Origin of the sequence: Arthrobacter globiformis NBRC 12137 (assembly GCF_000238915.1) — a bacterium.
In the GTDB taxonomy this organism is placed as follows: Bacteria; Actinomycetota; Actinomycetes; order Actinomycetales; family Micrococcaceae; genus Arthrobacter; species Arthrobacter globiformis.
In genome coordinates, this window is record NZ_BAEG01000085.1 from 232,322 (window position 1) to 244,384 (window position 12,063).

Consider the following 12,063-nt stretch of genomic DNA (forward strand, 5'->3'; position numbering starts at 1 on the left):
TCGGGCTAACCTGATTTTCGTGTCACATCATCGTCTGTCGCCCAGCGTCCACGAGCAGACCAACGCGCTCGCGGACGCCCTGAGCGCACTGCGGACGGAGCTGGAGCTACCGGGGGACTTCCCCGAGGACGTTCTCAAGGAAGCCGAAGCCGCCGTGGCGGACCGGCAGTTTCCGGACCTGGATCTGACCGGGGTGGAATTCCTGACCATCGATCCGCCGTCGTCCACCGATCTGGACCAGGCACTGTTCATCGAACGCCGCGGCGAGGGCTACCGGATCCTCTACGCCATTGCTGACGTACCGTCCTTCGTGCGGCCGGGCGGCGCGCTCGACGCCGAGACCCGCCGCCGCGGGCAGACTTTCTACGCGCCGGACGGCCGGATACCGCTGCACCCCGAGGTGATCAGCGAGAACGCCGGCAGCCTGCTGGCCGGACAGCTGTGCTCCGCCTTCGTCTGGGACTTCGAGCTCGACGCCGCCGCCGAGGTGGTGTCCGCGGTGGTGCGCCGGGCCACCGTGCGCAGCCGTGCCAAGCTCAACTACAGGGGCGTCCAGGCGGACCTGGATGCCGGAACCGCCCCTCCCATGCTGCAGCTGTTGCGCGAGGTGGGGCGCAAGCGCGTGGACCTGGAGCGGGCCCGCGGCGGGGCCAGCCTGAACATGCCGGAACAGGAGATTGTTCAGCTTCCCGACGGCGGCTACCGGATCGTGGCGGTCCCCCAGCTTCCGGTGGAGGACTGGAACGCCCAGATTTCGCTCATGACCGGGATGGCCGCCGCTTCGCTGATGCTCAATGGCAAGGTGGGGATCCTGCGCACCATGCCGGCCCCGGATGAACGCTCGCTCAGCCACTTCAAGCGCCAGACAGCCGCGCTGGGCAAACCCTGGGACGGGCAGGAAAGCTACGGCGAGTACCTGCGCACCCTCGACCCCACCGACCACCGGCAACTGGCCATCCTCCATTCGGCCGGCATGCTCTTCCGCGGCGCCGCGTACACGCATTTCGACGGAACCGTCCCGGAGGTCGCCGTCCAGTCAGCCATCGGCACGGCGTACGCCCACACCACCGCGCCGCTGCGCCGGCTCGTGGACCGGTTTGTCCTGGTCATCTGCGAGGCACTGAGCAACAACCAGCCCGTGCCTGCCTGGGCCCGGGAGGCGCTCCCCTCGCTGCCCGAAATCATGGCGTACTCGGACCAGCTGGCGGCGAGGATGGAACGCCTTGCCCTGGACACCGTCGAAGCCGCGCTGCTGATCAACCACATCGGACAGGAGTTCGATGCCGTGGTGATCTCCGGGTCAAAGCCCGCCAAAAACGGCAACGGGAACGGGAACGGCGCCGGCAATGGGAACGGCAACAACGGTAAAGGGCTCAACGGCAAGGGAACCAACGGGTCCGGCCCCTCTGGCGTGGTCCAGATCGCCGAACCGGCGGTGACGGCCAGGTGTGCGGGCGAAATGGAGCCCGGCACCAGGGTCCGCGTCCGGCTCATCTCCTCGGACATCGCCACCAGGGAGGTCCACCTCGAGCTTGTCGGCTGATCCGCTCCTGCGCCGCCGCAGGCCCCTGCGGCGGCGTGAGTCAAGGAAAACACGGGTTTGCCAGTAGACTGGGTGGGTAGTAATGGATGCCCGGTCGTTGATTTCCTCGATTTGAATTCAACAAGCCCGCCCCTACGCGATCTTGAGTACCACCCGCCGGTCCCCAGTGCCGGCAATTAGATAGCCCGCGATCGGCTTCCACTGGAATTGCTTGCGCGCCTGAGCGTGCTCCGGAACGGCCCCGTGCCCGCCCCGTTGAGCAGGCGGCGCCAATGCCTAAATGAATAAGGAAACTCCCCTGTGAGTGAATTGCATACCCACCAGCTGCTCTCCGACGACACCGGCACCGAGACCATCGAGCCGGAAGAAACCATCATCTCGGACGAGAAGCCGCACGAAATAGCCGAAAAGTCGTTCGCCGACTTCGACGTCCGCGCTGACATCGTTGAGTCACTGGCAGACGCCGGCATCACGCACCCCTTCCCCATCCAGGCCATGACGCTGCCCGTCGCCCTGTCAGGCCACGACATCATCGGCCAGGCCAAGACCGGCACCGGCAAGACCCTTGGCTTCGGCATTCCCGTCCTCCAGCGCGTGGTGGGCCGGGACGACGCCGGGTTCGACAAGCTGCCCTCCCCGGGCGCGCCGCAGGCCATGGTGATCGTTCCCACCCGCGAGCTTGCCGTCCAGGTGGCCAACGACCTGCAGACAGCATCCCGCAAGCGCAACGTCCGCATCGCCACGATTTATGGCGGCCGCGCGTACGAACCCCAGATCGACGCGCTGCAGAAGGGCGTGGAAGTGGTTGTCGGCACACCCGGCCGCCTCATCGACCTCTACAAGCAGAAGCACCTCGTGCTCAAGAACGTGAAGATCGTGGTCCTCGATGAGGCCGACGAGATGCTGGACCTCGGCTTCCTGCCCGACGTCGAGACCCTGATCGCCGGGACCCCGGCGGTCCGCCAGACCCTCCTGTTCTCGGCCACCATGCCGGGCCCGGTCATCGCGATGGCCCGCCGGTACATGACGCAGCCCACCCACATCCGCGCCGCCGATCCGGACGACGAGGGCCTGACCAAGCGCGATATCCGCCAGCTCATCTACCGCGCGCACAGCATGGACAAGACCGAAGTGGTCTCCCGCATCCTGCAGGCCCGCGGCCGCGGCCGGACCATCATCTTCACCAAGACCAAGCGCACCGCAGCCAAGGTTGCCGAGGAACTGGTGGACCGCGGATTCGCCGCAGCTGCCATCCACGGTGACCTCGGACAGGGCGCCCGCGAGCAGGCCCTCCGTGCCTTCCGCAACAACAAGGTGGACGTCCTCGTGGCCACCGACGTCGCCGCCCGCGGCATCGACGTCGACGACGTCACGCACGTCATCAACTACCAGTGCGTCGAGGACGAGAAGATTTACCTGCACCGCGTGGGCCGCACCGGCCGCGCCGGCAACAAGGGCACCGCCGTGACGTTCGTTGACTGGGACGACATGCCGCGCTGGGGCCTCATCAACAAGGCGCTGGGCCTGAGCGTTCCGGAGCCGATCGAAACGTACTCCTCCTCACCGCACCTGTACGAGGACCTGGACATCCCGGAAGGCACCAAGGGCCGGCTGCCGCGCAGCAAGCGCACCCTGGCCGGCGTCGACGCCGAGGTCCTGGAGGACCTGGGCGAGACCGGCAAGAAGAACAGCCGCTCCGGTGGCCGCGATGCCGGCCGCTCCGGCAGCCGGGAAGGCAGCCGGGAAGGCAGCCGCCGCGGCGGTGACGCCGGCAAGCGTTCGGGCGAGCACCGCCGTCGTTCTTCAGAGTCCGGCGCGGATGCCGGAACCGGTCCCGCTTCCACTGCGACTGTCGAAAGCGAGCAGCCGGCGCGCCCGCGCCGCAGCCGCACCCGCACGCGCCGCCGCAATGGCGAAGTGGTTTCCGGCAGCGAGTCCGCAGCAACCGGCTCGCAGCCGGGCGGCACCGAGGCTTCATAGCCTCAATGACTGAAACTGTCTGGGCGCCGGACGGCAGCAACCTGGTGGTGCACGCGGATAACGCGGACTTCCTCCCCACGCTGCCGGACGGCGCCTTCACGCTCATTTACGTGGACCCGCCCTTCAACACCGGCCGGGCCCAGCAGCGCCAGGAAACAAGGATGGTGCTGAACGCCGGCGGCGACGGCGACCGGGTGGGCTTCAAGGGCCGCTCCTACGACACCATCAAGGGTGCCCTGCACCGGTACGACGACGCCTTCAGCGACTACTGGTCCTTCCTCGAGCCGCGCCTGGTGGAGGCCTGGCGGCTCCTGGCCGACGACGGCACCCTGTACCTGCACCTTGACTACCGCGAGGTGCACTACGCCAAGGTCATGCTGGACGCCATCTTTGGCCGTGAGTGCTTCCTCAACGAGATCATCTGGGCCTACGACTACGGTGCGCGCGCAAAAAACCGCTGGCCCACCAAACACGACAACATCCTCGTGTACGTCAAAAACCCGGCCAAGTACCACTTCAACAGCGCCGAGGTGGACCGGGAGCCCTACATGGCGCCGGGGCTCGTGACTCCGGCCAAGCGTGAGCTGGGCAAGCTGCCCACCGACGTCTGGTGGCACACCATCGTCTCCCCCACGGGCAAGGAAAAAACCGGCTACCCCACGCAGAAACCCGAGGGCCTGGTGCGCCGGGTGGTGGCTGCGTCCAGCCGCCCGGGTGACTGGTGCCTCGATTTCTTCGCCGGTTCCGGCACCCTCGGCGCCGTGGCGGCCAAGATGGGGCGCCGGTTCGTCTGCGTGGACCAGAACCAGCCGGCCATCGACGTCATGGCCAAGCGGCTCGGGGCGCACGCCGAGATTGCGTCCTGCCCGCCGGCGTAGGCATCAGCCCAAGTAAGTAGCACGTCAGGGCGTTCCCAGCGCTGGGAACGCCCTGAAGTGCTACCCAGTTGGGATTCGGCGGACGCCAGATGGGGTTCAGCGCACGACGGCGGTGCCCGTGCCCAGCTCCTCAATCCGCTCGAACACGTCCGGCGCAGTCAGGTTCTCGCCCAGCCGGTTCGGCTTGCCCAGGCCGTGATAGTCCGAGGACCCGGTCACCAGGAGCCCGTGCTGGGCGGCCAGCTTCCGCAGGAACTCCCGGCCCTCCTCCGGGTTGTCCCGGTGGTTGACCTCCAGCCCGGCCAGGCCGGCGTCGATCATGTTGTGGTACGTGCTTTCACCCACGATGCGACCCCGTGCGGAGGCAACGGGGTGGGCAAACACGGGAACGCCGCCCGCGGCACGGACCAGTTCGACGGCGAGGGCCGGCTCCGGCGCGTAGTGCTGCACGAAGTAGCGCGAGTGGGAGGTGAGGATGGAGGTGAAGGCCTCGGAACGGTCCGCCACCACGCCCGCCGCCACCAGGGCGTCGGCGATGTGCGGCCGTCCCAGCGTGGCCCCCGGCGCCACATGGTGGATCACGTCGTCCCAGCTCAGGGGATAGTCCTCGGCCAGCAGCGTAACCATGCGTTCGGCGCGGGTGAGGCGGGCCTCCCTGGCCTTCGTGATTTCTTCGAGCAGCCCCGGGTGCGTGGGATCGTGCAGGTAACTCAGGAGGTGGACGCTGATCCCGTGCTCTGTCCGGCAGGAAATCTCCATCCCGGGCACCAGTGCCACGCCGTCATCAATCGCCGCCCGGGACGCTTCCTCCCAGCCGTCCGTGGAGTCATGGTCCGTCAGCGCGATGACGTTCAGTCCTGCAGCCGCCGCGGCTGCCATGACCTCCGCCGGAGTTTCCGTGCCATCGGAAATATTCGAGTGGGCGTGCAGATCTATCCTCACCAGCCCAGCCTAGTAGATGGCGCGCCCCAGTGGCCGGGATAACCATGATTCTCCCTCCCGTTCTCCCTGCGGGGCCGGTGTTGGCCTAAGCCGCTCGGCTGGTGAGACGATGGGACGGTGAACTCAGCAGACAACACCCACAACGGTGAAAACACAGCTTCCCAGCCCCTGGAAGAGCGCGTCAACAACCGCTCCCAGCGGCCCAGTTCCGCGGCTTTCAAGGCCTTCATGGCCAGCAACTGGGCGCCCGCGCCGCAGGTGACCCCTGAACGGGACGCCGTCGCCGGCCACGCCGCGAAGAGGCGGCGGGCCATCTCCGACCAGTTCAAGGGTGAACGCCTGGTGCTTCCGGCCGGGCCCCTGAAGGTCCGGTCCAACGACTGCGACTACCGCTTCCGGCCGCACTCCGGCTTCGCCCACCTCACCGGCCTCGGCCTGGACCATGAGCCCGACGCCGTGCTCATCTTCGAACCTGTCGAGGAGGGAAAGGGCGACGACGGCGGCAGCCACCGCGCCACGCTCTACTTCCGGCCACTGGCCGGACGGGACACCGAACAGTTCTACGCAGACGCGCGGTCGGGAGAATTCTGGATCGGGGCCCGGCCCACGCTGGCCGAATTTGAGGCCCGGCTCGGAATCCCCACGGCCCACATCGACGAACTCGAGGTGGCCGTCACCAAGAACGTCGGTGCCCCCGAAATCGGCGGCGTCTCCATCCGTCTGGTGCGCAAGGTGGACGAAAACATCGACGCGCTCGTGGACACCGCCCGCTACAACACGGCCAAGGACCCGGACAACCTGGACCTTGGCGTGCTGGACGCCCTCGACGAGAAGCTCTCCGAAGCACTCTCCGAGCTGCGCCTGACCAAGGACGAGTGGGAAATCGAGCAGATGCAGATCGCGGTGGCCGCAACGGTGGAGGGTTTCACCGAAGTGGTCAAGGCTCTGCCCCGCGCCCTGACGCACTTCCGCGGTGAGCGCGTGGTGGAGGGCGCCTTCTTCGCCCGCGCCCGGGAGGAAGGCAACGAACTCGGCTACGACACCATCGCCGCCGCCGGCAACAACGCCACGGTGCTCCACTGGACCCGCAACACCGGCAAGGTCAACGCCGGGGACCTCCTCCTGCTGGACGCCGGCGTTGAGGCGGATTCGCTCTACACGGCGGACATCACCCGCACGCTCCCGGCCAACGGCAAGTTCTCGGACGTGCAGCGCAAGATCTACGAAGCCGTCCTCGACGCAGCCGACGCCGGCTTCGCAGCCGCACAGATCGGCGTGAAGTTCCGCGACATCCACACGGCCGCAACCACCGTCCTCGCGGAGCGCCTTGCCGAATGGGGCCTGCTCCCGGTCCCCGTCGAGGAAGCCCTCGGCGAGGACGGCCAGCAGCACCGGCGCTGGATGCCGCACGGCACCAGCCACCACCTCGGCCTCGATGTGCACGACTGCGCCCAGGCCAAACGGGAACTCTACCTGGACGGGGTGCTGCGCGAGGGAATGGTCTTCACCATCGAACCGGGCCTGTACTTCAAGCAGGAAGACCTCGCCATCCCCGAGGAGTACCGCGGCATTGGCGTACGCATCGAGGACGACATCCTGATGACCTCCGAGGGCCCCGTGAACCTCAGCGCGGCCCTGCCCCGCACCGCGGACGACGTCGAGGCCTGGATGGCCGGGATCTACCAGGAGATCGACGCCAAGGATTAGGAATTGCAGAAAGGGACGGCCACCGGGTGATCCGGTGGCCGTCCCTTATTGCTGTCTCCCGCTACTGCTGGTGCTGCCCGTCCCGGCCCTGCTCGGCCTGGTTCGGATCCACCCGCACGCCATACTGCGGCCGGCCGTCCGGCAGGTCCGGGTAACGGACGGACGCCGGGCGCTGGCCCGCGGCCGGCGCGCCTTCCGTGCCCTGGTCCTGCTGGCTGGCCCCGTACTGCTGGCCCTGCTGGTTGGCCCCGTACGGCTGTTCCTGCGGCTGCCCGCCCTGGGCGTCCTGCTCCGCACCATACTGTTGGTTGGCACCGTACTGCCCGTTGGCGTCCTGGCTGCGCTGACCGTAGGGGTCGTTCCAGCCCGCCGGCCGCTGCGGCGCCTGGCCCTGGGAAGGGCCCTGCGGCGGACCCTGGTGCCGGCCCGGCTGCTGGTAGGGCTGGTTCTGGTAGTCGTGCTGGCCCTGGTAGTCGCGCGGGGCGTGCGGCGCCGGCCCCGCACCCGGAGTGGCGTCGGACGGCGTCATCGGCAGCTGCTGGAGCAGCCGCCGCGCCTCGTGGGCAGCCTCCAACGCCACGATGACGTCGTAATTGGTGGCAACCACCTGGCTGGTGGACGTGAAGTCGCGCTTGCCGCGCTGCATGGCGTAGGTCACGATCCCGAACAGCATGAAGAACGCCGCGCCCATCAGCACCGAGCTGATGATGGAGAACGTCCCGCCGGCCGGTGTGAAGAAGGACAGCATGACGCCGACGAACAGGCCGAACCACATGCCGCTCAGGGCACCGGAGAGCGCCACCCGGGGGTAGCTGAGGCGGCCCGTCACGCGCTCCACCATCTTGAGGTCGTTCCCCACGATGGACACCAGGTGCACCGGGAACTGCTGGTCAGCGAGGTAGTCAACGGCCTTCTGGGCGTCCAGGTAAGAGGTATACGTGCCGACGGTGTCCCCGGTAGGGACAGTCTTCGACTCGTCCGAGCCGTTGGGCGCAGCCTTCGGAGCACCAAAAATGTTAGCCATACCCCCATTCTTGCCCATAAGGATGGGTGAAAGCTGAAAATTCAGCTAAAAGAGAGCAGACTCGGTAGCCTGTAGAGGTGAGCACGAATCCTACCCGCGTCTTTGTTGCGCGCCTCCTGGGACTGGACGTCTTCGACCCTCTGGGCGACCGTCTGGGACGATTGCGTGACGTCGTCGTGCTCTCCCGCGGAACCCGGGGCGCCCCGCACGTGGTGGGCATCGTCGTCGAGGTGCCCGGCAAGAAGCGCGTGTTCGTCCCGATGACCCGCATCACCTCCATCGACCAGACGCAGGTCATCTGCACCGGGCTGGTCAACCTGCGGCGCTTCGAACAGCGCGGCGCCGAGACCCTGGTGGTGGCCGAAATGTTCGACCGCCGCGTCACCCTCACCGACGGCAGCGGTGACGCCACCATCGAGGACATCGCCATGGACCAGCATCGCTCGGGCGACTGGTTCGTGAGCAAGCTGTTCGTCCGGCGCGGACACTCCCTGGCGCCCCTGAGCAGGCTGCGCCGCAACGAAACCATGATCATCGACTGGGCCGACGCGCACCAGGGAGCGAAGACAGAACCGCAGGCAGCCACCCAGTTCGTGGCGAACCACGAGGACCTCAAGCCCGCGGACTTCGCCGAGGCGCTGCAGGAAATGAGCGACAAGCGGCGGTTCGAAGTGGCCAGCGAACTGCAGGACGAGCGGCTCGCGGACGTCCTGCAGGAGCTGCCCGAGGACGACCAGGTGGAAATTCTCTCCGCCCTCGACGTCCAGCGCGCCGCTGACGTCCTGGAGGAGATGGACCCTGACGATGCCGCCGACCTCCTCGGTGAGCTCCCGTCCGCCCAGGCGGAGGAACTCCTTCAGCTGATGGAGCCCGAGGGCGCCGAGGACGTCCGTCGCCTCCTCGAATACGACGAGGACACCGCCGGCGGCCTCATGACCCCCGTGCCCGTGATCCTGCCGCCCGAAGCCACGGTCGCGGAAGCCCTCGCCCACGTCCGGCGCGAGGAGCTCTCCCCTGCGCTCGCCTCATCCATCTTCATCGCCCGTCCTCCGCTGGAAACGCCCACCGGCCGGTTCCTGGGCGTGGTGCACATCCAGCAGCTGCTGCGCTTCCCGCCGTTCGAGTCGCTGGGCAACCTCGTGGACAAGAACCTGGAACCGCTCTCGGACCTGGCCCACATCAGCGAAGTGGCCCGCACACTCGCCACGTACAACCTGAACTCGCTGCCGGTGGTCAACCAGGCTGGCCGTCTGGTGGGCGCAGTGACTGTGGACGACGTCCTGGACCATCTGCTGCCCGATGACTGGCGGGCTAACGACGGCGAAGCCCCGGTCAGAAAGCTTGGTGGCCGCATTGGCTGAGAACACGGCAAAGGGAACCCGCACCGGCGGAAAGCCGGCAGGCCAGGGGAGCCTGGACACGCCGCTGAGCGGCCGCCAGCGCATCCTCCCCAAGTTCTCCCCGAACCCCGACGCGTTCGGCCACGCGACGGAGGGCTTTGCCCGTTTCATGGGCACGCCGCAGTTCCTGCTCTACATGACCGTGTTCTGTGTATTCTGGCTCGCCTGGAATACCTTCGCCCCCACGGCCTGGCAGTTCGACAAGGTCGAACTCGGGTTTACGCTCCTGACGCTGATGCTGTCCCTGCAGGCGTCCTACGCCGCGCCGCTGCTGCTGCTCGCCCAGAACCGCCAGGACGACCGGGACCGCGTGTCCCTGCAGCAGGACCGCCAGCGGGCGGAACGAAACCTCTCAGACACCGAATACCTCACGCGGGAACTGGCCTCCTTGCGGATCGCGCTGCGTGAAGTGGCCACCCGTGACTACGTCCGGGCGGAACTGCGCAGCCTGCTGGAGGACTTGCTGGAGGCCCAGGAGGAGCTCCGCACGCACGAGCCGTCAGGGCCCGGAAGCCATGAATCGCCGCGCGAACTGGTCCGGGAAAAGCTGAAGGAGAAGCGGGAGAAGCAACGCAATCCCCGCACGCAGCAGATCCCCAAGGTCAAGTCTGAAAAAACGCGCGGCCGGGCAGCCCACCGACCCACCTCTCCCGAAAGCTGAGCACCACGGCATGAGCACCACCCTCGTTCAGGCAGTCAACGCTGCCCTGGCAACCGTCATCGACCCGGAACTCCGGCGCCCCATCACCGAACTGGGCATGGTGGACTCCGTGGAAATCTCCGACGACGGGACCGTCCGGCTGGCGGTGCTGCTCACCATTGCCGGCTGCCCGCTCCGCGACACGATCACGAGGGACTCCGAGGCGGCGCTGCTGAACGTTCCCGGTGTGACCGCCGTCGACGTGGACCTGAAAGTCATGACCCAGTCGCAGCGCGATGCGCTCAAGGAGCAGCTGCGCGGCCCCGGCGGCGAGCGGGGCATCCCGTTCAACCAGCCGGGATCCCTCACCAAGGTCTTTGCGGTGGCCAGCGGCAAGGGCGGCGTGGGAAAGTCCTCGGTGACCGTCAACCTCGCCTGTTCCCTCGCGGCACAGGGGCTGCGCGTGGGCATCGTGGATGCCGACGTGTACGGCTTCTCCGTGCCGGCCCTGATGGGGATCACCCAGGCCCCCACCCGCGTGGACGACATGATCCTCCCGCCAGTGGCCTACGGCGTGAAGGTCATTTCCATCGGCATGTTCGTCACCGGCAACCAGCCGGTGGCCTGGCGCGGACCCATGCTGCACCGGGCCCTCGAGCAGTTCCTCACCGACGTCTACTTCGGCGATCTGGACGCGCTGTTCCTTGACCTCCCGCCGGGCACCGGCGACATCGCCATCTCGGTGGCGCAGCTGCTGCCCAAGGCCGAGATCCTGGTGGTCACCACTCCGCAGGCCGCCGCGGCCGACGTCGCAGAACGCGCCGGCGCCATCGCCACCCAGACCGGGCAGACGGTCGCAGGGGTCATCGAGAACATGTCGTTCCTGGAAATGCCCGACGGCGGCCGGATGGACCTGTTCGGCACCGGCGGCGGGGAGGTCCTCGCCGAAAGGCTCAGCGCGTCGACCGGCACGGACGTGCCGCTGCTGGGCCAGATTCCGCTGGACATTCTCCTGCGGGAAGGCGGCGACTCGGGCAATCCCATCGTCCTGGGCGGCCCGGACACGCCCGCAGCGGCGGCGCTGTCCGGCATCGCCGGGAAGCTCGCGGCCAGGCCGCGGGGACTGGCCGGGATGAAGCTGGACGTCCAGCCCCGCTGATTGGGCAAGGCCCCGCTAGGTCGCCTCGGAGTCGAAAGGGGCCCGCTCCCCCACGCCGAGGCTTTCGATGATGCGCGCCGGCCGCTCCTCGGTGTGGGAAGCTGCGGCTGATGCCGCAGCGGCTACTGCCGCCGGACCGCCGGCGCTGACCGGCTTGGTGTCGTCTTCGAGGAGCGCTTCCTTGATGATGCGCCGCGGATCGTACTGGCGGGGATCGTACTTCTTCCAGTCGACGTCATCGATGTCGATGCCGACTTCTTCCTTGATCTGTTCCCGCGCGCCGGAGGCCATCCGGCGCACTTCACGGACCAGGTTTGCCAGTTTCTGGGTGTATTCGGGCAGCCGCTGGGGGCCGATCACCAGAATGCCGATGAGCAGCAGAAGGATAAACTCCGGGCCGTTGATTCCAAACACTTTAGGAAGATTACCCTCTCCGGGGAGGCAGTGACGATTTCGGTCCGGCCGGCACCCTCTGCGGGCACGCTGCAGGGACGGGGAAGCGTCTCAAAGCCCCAGCTGGCGGGCTATTTTGCGGAGGCCGCGTTCGAGCCGGTCGACCACCGTCTCCTGCGCTGCGGCTGTGCCGCCGGCAGCGTCCGTCCCGGCGGCAACGCCCGGGCTGGCCGCGCTTCCGGCGCCCGCGAGCATCGCCACGGCATCGTCGGCCGAGGTGGCAGGCAGGTCCGACACGTAGGTGAAGGTACTCCGCGGCGTCTGGTAGATCGCGCTCCACGGCGGCCCCGCCTTGACCCAGACCTGGCCGTCCGCCGTAGCACCCGGCAGGTCAGCG

The 12,063-nt window shown here is 67.8% G+C and carries 11 protein-coding genes; 7 read left to right on the plus strand and 4 right to left on the minus strand.

Features of this window, described 5'->3' with window-relative positions:
- Positions 1-19 precede the first annotated feature (19 nt).
- The 3 genes from ARGLB_RS17700 to ARGLB_RS17710 all read left to right on the plus strand — a co-directional run bounded on the left by ARGLB_RS17700 (position 20) and on the right by ARGLB_RS17710 (position 4,401).
- Positions 20-1,543, plus strand: a complete 1,524-nt coding sequence (locus tag ARGLB_RS17700; RefSeq protein WP_003805118.1) for an RNB domain-containing ribonuclease — start codon at positions 20-22, stop codon at positions 1,541-1,543.
- Positions 1,544-1,843: 300 nt separating this feature from the next.
- Positions 1,844-3,523 carry a DEAD/DEAH box helicase gene (locus tag ARGLB_RS17705; RefSeq protein ID WP_003805119.1) on the plus strand — a complete coding sequence of 560 codons (1,680 nt, stop codon included), beginning with the start codon at positions 1,844-1,846 and terminating at the stop codon, positions 3,521-3,523.
- A 5-nt stretch (positions 3,524-3,528) separates the two neighbouring features.
- The gene (locus ARGLB_RS17710; RefSeq protein WP_003805121.1) at positions 3,529-4,401 is read left to right on the plus strand and encodes a DNA-methyltransferase; all 873 of its coding nucleotides are present in this window, start codon (positions 3,529-3,531) and stop codon (positions 4,399-4,401) included.
- 96 nt (positions 4,402-4,497) lie between these two features.
- Here the strand turns inward: ARGLB_RS17710 and ARGLB_RS17715 are convergent, their stop codons facing one another.
- Positions 4,498-5,343 (minus strand): PHP domain-containing protein, encoded by an 846-nt coding sequence (locus tag ARGLB_RS17715; RefSeq protein ID WP_043419605.1) that lies wholly within the window; start codon positions 5,341-5,343, stop codon positions 4,498-4,500.
- A gap of 117 nt (positions 5,344-5,460) precedes the next feature.
- Here ARGLB_RS17715 and ARGLB_RS17720 point away from each other — a divergent pair, with 117 nt between their 5' ends.
- Positions 5,461-7,050: an aminopeptidase P family protein gene (locus tag ARGLB_RS17720; RefSeq protein ID WP_003805125.1), complete on the plus strand. Its 1,590-nt coding sequence runs from the start codon at positions 5,461-5,463 to the stop codon at positions 7,048-7,050.
- 61 nt (positions 7,051-7,111) lie between these two features.
- On the opposite strand, the gene ARGLB_RS17725 is transcribed toward ARGLB_RS17720, so the two are convergent.
- Positions 7,112-8,074, minus strand: a complete 963-nt coding sequence (locus tag ARGLB_RS17725; protein ID WP_003805127.1) for a general stress protein — start codon at positions 8,072-8,074, stop codon at positions 7,112-7,114.
- 77 nt (positions 8,075-8,151) lie between these two features.
- Here ARGLB_RS17725 and ARGLB_RS17730 point away from each other — a divergent pair, with 77 nt between their 5' ends.
- From ARGLB_RS17730 to ARGLB_RS17740, 3 genes are read left to right on the plus strand one after another with little or no spacing between them, the layout of a single operon-like run.
- The gene (locus ARGLB_RS17730) at positions 8,152-9,435 is read left to right on the plus strand and encodes a magnesium transporter MgtE N-terminal domain-containing protein (protein WP_003805129.1); all 1,284 of its coding nucleotides are present in this window, start codon (positions 8,152-8,154) and stop codon (positions 9,433-9,435) included.
- The gene (locus ARGLB_RS17735; RefSeq protein ID WP_003805130.1) at positions 9,419-10,135 is read left to right on the plus strand and encodes a DUF1003 domain-containing protein; all 717 of its coding nucleotides are present in this window, start codon (positions 9,419-9,421) and stop codon (positions 10,133-10,135) included. Before ARGLB_RS17730 ends, ARGLB_RS17735 begins: the two co-directional genes overlap by 17 nt.
- Before the next feature lie 10 nt (positions 10,136-10,145).
- A complete protein-coding gene (locus ARGLB_RS17740) occupies positions 10,146-11,273 on the plus strand; it encodes an Mrp/NBP35 family ATP-binding protein (RefSeq protein ID WP_003805132.1) in 1,128 nt (375 codons plus the stop codon).
- Between the two features lie 15 nt (positions 11,274-11,288).
- Here the strand turns inward: ARGLB_RS17740 and ARGLB_RS17745 are convergent, their stop codons facing one another.
- Together ARGLB_RS17745 and ARGLB_RS23060 are read right to left on the minus strand one after the other, a co-directional pair.
- Positions 11,289-11,687, minus strand: a complete 399-nt coding sequence (locus ARGLB_RS17745; protein WP_003805135.1) for a twin-arginine translocase TatA/TatE family subunit — start codon at positions 11,685-11,687, stop codon at positions 11,289-11,291.
- A 90-nt stretch (positions 11,688-11,777) separates the two neighbouring features.
- Positions 11,778-11,963 (minus strand): hypothetical protein, encoded by a 186-nt coding sequence (locus tag ARGLB_RS23060; RefSeq protein ID WP_003805136.1) that lies wholly within the window; start codon positions 11,961-11,963, stop codon positions 11,778-11,780.
- Positions 11,964-12,063 lie beyond the last annotated feature (100 nt).

Excerpts from the sequence above, each read along its gene's own strand:
- ARGLB_RS17710 (WP_003805121.1), top strand. The coding sequence starts at position 3,529 with ATGACTGAAACTGTCTGGGCGCCGGACGGCAGCAACCTGGTGGTGCAC.
- ARGLB_RS17725 (WP_003805127.1), bottom strand. The coding sequence starts at position 8,074 with ATGGCTAACATTTTTGGTGCTCCGAAGGCTGCGCCCAACGGCTCGGAC.
- ARGLB_RS17740 (WP_003805132.1), top strand. The coding sequence starts at position 10,146 with ATGAGCACCACCCTCGTTCAGGCAGTCAACGCTGCCCTGGCAACCGTC.